The following is a 1,286-nucleotide window of genomic DNA, read 5'->3' as shown; positions in this document are numbered from 1 at the left end:
GGCGCTCCGGTAGGGACCCCCGCGCTCCGGGCTCGTTCCTCGCCCCTCCGCGCACCCCCCCACCTCCGCGCCCTTTGGCCGCGGGCGCCAGGACATACAGTGGGTCGAGCCCGGTCCATCACCCCGGGGCGGGCAACGATCCGAGCTCGTCGAGAACCGGTCAAGGCCGGACGTGGTCAAGTGGTCCAGGTATGTCCTCCCGGACATGCGGAAGTGCAGTGCTTGAGGTCGGCGACCTTGACCGAACCCCGACGTGCTCTTCTCTGCTCCGCTATCGGGGCGATGGCCCCCTGTGGCTGCCACTCGTCGCTCATCCGCAAATTGCCCGGTCGACACCTCGAATGCACCACCTCGGCCGACCACGGTTCCCACGGTTGCCCCCGATATTCCGGGGTGCTCGACGGTCGAAGCAGGTACATCACAGCCTCCTAAAGAAGGTGTCGCTGGTTCGAATCCAGCCGGGGGCGCCCAGCCCTCTCCCCTACGCAGCGTCGAGCAGGGCCTGCAGGTGGGCCTCGAGCAAGGACTCCGGTGGCCGGGGCCCGCGGCCCGGGCCGAGCAGGGGTGGCGCGAGGCAGCGGACATCACCAGCAGCCGGGGTCGACAGCCTCACCTCGTGCGGCCCACCACCGGAGTCGAGCCCGGTCGAGATGACCTCGGCGCGCCAGCCGGGGGCCTCCTTGTCGAGGTTGTGCCGCTGGCACAGGCCCATGCCGTTGGCCGCGGAGGTCTCGCCACCCCGGGCGACCGGGCGGACGTGGTCGACCTGCCGCACCGGCGCATCGCACCACGGCACCCGGCAGGTCGGGTCGCGCAGCTCGATCAGCCGCCGCAACCTCCCGCCGAAGACCCGCTGCCGCGAGTCGACGGCCACGAGGTCGCGCCCGTCGGGAGTCGTCCACAGCCGCCGCAGCCACAGGGCCGTCTCGCCGTCGCCGTCGTCGCCCGTGTCGAGCAGGCGGAGCACGTGCTCACGGGCGAGGTCACCGGCGAGCGCGCCGTGGCCCGGCACCTCGACCTGGTCGTCGGCGTCGCCACCCGGGAGCACGACACCCTCGCGCATCACCAGCCCGATCTCGACCGGCTGCGGCTGACCGGGCGCCGCCCAGAGAGCAGCTCGAGCGCGGTGTCGGCCATCCACGCGCCGCGACCTCGCTGGTCGGCTGCGCGGGCTGCGTCGCTCTCGGGGTCACCGGTCGCCACGCTGCCGCGGCCTGCTCGGCCGCGCGCAGCGACGGCCGGGTCCCGGGTGAGTCGTACTCGTCGACGTCCGGCGCCCCGGCGCC

General features: G+C 73.3%; 2 protein-coding genes. Both read right to left on the bottom strand.

Annotated features, from left to right (window positions below):
• Positions 1 to 481 precede the first annotated feature (481 nt).
• A complete protein-coding gene (locus AC2W7J_RS18235; protein WP_485984187.1) occupies positions 482 to 1,066 on the bottom strand; it encodes an HNH endonuclease signature motif containing protein in 585 nt (194 codons plus the stop codon).
• On the bottom strand, positions 1,063 to 1,286 hold a 224-nt coding region (locus AC2W7J_RS18230; RefSeq protein WP_485984185.1), incomplete at its 5' end, for a hypothetical protein. The genes AC2W7J_RS18230 and AC2W7J_RS18235, both read right to left, overlap by 4 nt.

It is taken from the genome of Janibacter sp. CFPM2_SD2 (assembly GCF_057364645.1).
This window is presented reverse-complemented; position numbering and strand designations above follow the sequence as displayed.